Origin of the sequence: Mesorhizobium sp. M7A.F.Ca.US.014.04.1.1, from assembly GCF_003998745.1 — a bacterium.
Lineage (GTDB): Bacteria > Pseudomonadota > Alphaproteobacteria > Rhizobiales > Rhizobiaceae > Mesorhizobium > Mesorhizobium ciceri.
In genome coordinates this window covers 1-3,356 of the sequence record NZ_RZRW01000605.1, presented here as the reverse complement: position 1 = coordinate 3,356, position 3,356 = coordinate 1, and the positions used below count along the sequence as shown (strand labels likewise).

Here is a 3,356-nt window from a genome sequence, read left to right as displayed (position 1 = left end):
CGGCACCCGCCGTGGTCTTGCCTTCATGCACCGCGGCGCCGTCCTTCAGCCGTGTCTGGCCCTCGGTGACAACCTTCTCACCGCTTTTCAGCCCCTGGCTGATGGCGCTGTTGTCGCCTTCGGTCAGCGCCACCTGCACCGGCCGCATCTCGACCGTGTTGTCCGGCTTGACCACATAGACGAAAGGGCCCTTCTGGCTTGGCTGCACGGCGACGGTAGGAACCGATGTCATCTGCGGCATGATGCCGGCGTCGAGCACGACATTCACATACTGGCCGGGCCATAGCGAAAGGTCGGCATTGGGAATACTTGCCCGCGTCGCGATAGTGCCCGACGCAGTGTCGACGCTGGAGTCGACGAAATCGAGCGTGCCCTTGCCGATCGGCGTCGCGTCACCATCCTTGGTCAGTGTCACCGCGCCCTGCTGCGGATTGGCAAGCGCCTTGTGCAGCAGGGCGAGATTGCTTTCCGGCAGATTGAAGTTGACCTGCAGCGGGTCCATCTGGGTGATGGTCACCAGCGGGGTCGCCGTGCTGCTGTTGCCATTGCTGACGGTGACGAGATCGCCGACGGCGACGCTGACCGCACCCAGCCTGCCGGAAATCGGCGCCGTGATCGTGGCGAAGCCAAGCTGGACATTGTCGGCGTCGATTGTCGCCTTGTCGGCGTCAACGGTCGCAGCGGCAGCCTTCTGCGCGGCGACGGCCTGGTCGTAGGTCTGCTGCGTGCCGGCCTGCTTGGCAACCAGATCCTTGGCGCGCTGGAGATCGGACTGCGAGCTGGCGAGCATCGCCTGATCCTTGGCGAGCGCCGCTTGATCCTTGGCAAGCTGCGCCTTCAGCGCCCGGTCATCGAGCGAGAACAGAACGTCGCCGACCCTGACCATCTGCCCATCCTTGACGTCGATCGAGACGATCTGGCTGGACACCCGCGCGTTGATGTTGACGACGGCGGGAGACGAGACGAAGCCGATCGCATAACGCCGGATCGGGAAATCGGCTGTCGAGGCGACGGCCGAGAGGATGGAAGCCGAGCGGGCGGCACCGCCGCCACCTGCCGCCTTGTCGCCCGCTGCCGGCTTGCCGGTTGCCGATTTGTCCGCGGCAGCGACCTGCTTTGCGCCGATGAGCTGCTGAGCCTTGCTCAGCGCGTCCGGAGACACATAGAGCCAGGCCGCGCCCGCACAGGCGACGGCAAGCAACGAAAGAACGACTTTTCCACGCATGGTCAAAGGCCCTCTCCACCCGACACGTCGTGGTCCGATGGTTCTACTCTAGCGCAAATCACGGCCCGTTGCCGCGATTTCGCCGAATAGATAGGACGCGCCTTTGTCGGAAAAGGGCCAAAACACGGCATTACGAAGATTTAATGTGCACTGCACAATGGATGTGCAACACGGGCTGAATCCCCATCCGACGGCTTGCGAGCCATCGCCTTCCGGCCTGAGACGACCAGAATGTGCGCGTCTCGACCTATTTGAGCATCGGCCAAAGCGTCGCCGCCAGCAGCACGCCCATGGCGATGTTGAACCATTTCAGCCGTACCGGGTCCGACAGGAAACCGCGCAGCGCGGTGCCGAACCCAGCCCACACCGAGACGCTCGGCAAATTGACGATGGTGAAGGCCACAGCGATCAACACCACCGACAGGAACGGGTGCTCGGCATTGGCATAGACGGCCATGGCGGTGATCGCCATCACCCACGCCTTGGGATTGACCCACTGGAATGCAGCCGCCTCGATGAAGCGCATCGGCCGCGCCTTCGTCTCGCCCTTGCCGGTCAGCGTGCGCGACATGGCGATCTTCCAGGCGAGGTACAAAAGATAGGCGCCGCCGGCGATCTTGAGCGCGGTATGCAGCGCCGGAAACGCCGTCAACACAGCGCCAAGGCCAAGACCGACGGCAAGCAGCAGCACGAGGAAACCCATGCTGATGCCAAGCATGTGCGGAACGGTTCTGACGATGCCGAAATTCACGCCCGATGCCAGAAGCATGAGATTGTTCGGCCCCGGCGTGATCGAAGTCACCAAGGCGTAGACAAGCAGGGCAAGGAAAGCGTCAAGCGACATGGATATCCTCCCCGACAAGTCAGGATCGTTGTCTTTTCTAGGCAACCCGCAAAGGCCCACGGACGGCCCACAGCGGGGCCAGAAGCCTCACTGTGGAAGCTGGCTGGCGCGCCCGGCGCCAGCACCGAAGGCCTACATCGCCTGCGGGCCGCGGTTCAACGCCGCCACGCCGGTGCGGCAGATTTCGACCAGGCCGAGCGGCTTCATGATGGCGATGAACTGATCGATCTTGGAGCCCTTGCCGGTGATCTCGAAGATGAAATGCTCGGTGTTGGCGTCGATGACGCTGGCGCGGAACGCATCGGCCAGCCGCAGCGCCTCGACCCGGGCCTCGCCGATGCCGGCGACCTTGACCAGCGCCAGTTCGCGTTCCAGCGGCCGCTCCTGGCCGGATTCATGCGAACGCACGGTCAGGTCGACGACGCGGTGCACCGGCACGATGCGCTCCAGCTGGTGCTTGATCTGCTCCAGCACATGCGGCGTGCCGCGCGTCACGATGGTGATGCGCGACAGGTGTTTTTCATGCTCGGTCTCGGAGACGGTCAGGCTCTCGATGTTGTAGCCGCGCCCGGAAAATAGGCCGATGACCCGGGCAAGCACGCCCGGCTCATTGTCGACCAGCACGGAAAGCGTGTGGTTTTCCGGCTTTTCCGTTTCCTTGGCGATAAAATAGGCCGAACCGGTCGGTTGTAGCTGTGCGTTCATGACATGAATCTCGATTTCAAGCTCTTGAGCTAATTCTTTGTTTGCGCAGGGCTTTCTCGCGACAGCCCTGCCTTGGTTCTGCCGGCTACACCAGTTCCCTGCCCTTGGCGTCGATGGCATTGGCCACCGCCTCGTCGGTCGCCTCGTCGGGCAACAGCATCTCGTTATGCGCCTTGCCCGACGGGATCATCGGGAAGCAGTTGGCGAGCGTCGCCACGCGGCAATCGAACAGCACCGGCTTCCTGACCGAGATCATCTCCTTGATCGCGTCGTCCAGCTCGTCCGGCTTTTCGCAGCGAATGCCGTGGCCGCCATAGGCCTCGGCCAGCTTGACGAAGTCCGGCATCGCCTCGGTATAGGAATGCGACAGCCGGTTGCCGTGCAGCAACTGCTGCCACTGCCGCACCATGCCCATATACTGGTTGTTGAGGATGAAGATCTTGATCGGCGCATTGTGCTGCACCGCCGCGCTCATCTCCTGCATCGTCATCTGCACCGAGGCGTCGCCGGCAATGTCGATGACCAAAGCGTCGGGATGCGCGATCTGCACGCCGAGTGCTGCCGGCAGGCCATAACCCATCG

4 protein-coding genes are annotated in these 3,356 nt (G+C 63.1%); all 4 read right to left on the bottom strand.

Translation table 11 applies throughout. The features are described 5' to 3' along the window. On the bottom strand, positions 1–1,225 hold a 1,225-nt coding region (locus tag EOA22_RS28460), incomplete at its 3' end, for an efflux RND transporter periplasmic adaptor subunit (RefSeq protein ID WP_127390392.1). A gap of 247 nt (positions 1,226–1,472) precedes the next feature. Further along, positions 1,473–2,069, bottom strand: a complete 597-nt coding sequence (locus EOA22_RS28455; protein WP_024501399.1) for a LysE family translocator — start codon at positions 2,067–2,069, stop codon at positions 1,473–1,475. Between the two features lie 132 nt (positions 2,070–2,201). Further along, positions 2,202–2,774 (bottom strand): acetolactate synthase small subunit, encoded by a 573-nt coding sequence (gene ilvN, locus EOA22_RS28450; RefSeq protein ID WP_013531048.1) that lies wholly within the window; start codon positions 2,772–2,774, stop codon positions 2,202–2,204. Positions 2,775–2,859: 85 nt separating this feature from the next. Next, positions 2,860–3,356, bottom strand: a 497-nt coding sequence (locus tag EOA22_RS28445; protein ID WP_245478709.1) for a thiamine pyrophosphate-dependent enzyme, incomplete at its 5' end; no start/stop codon positions are given.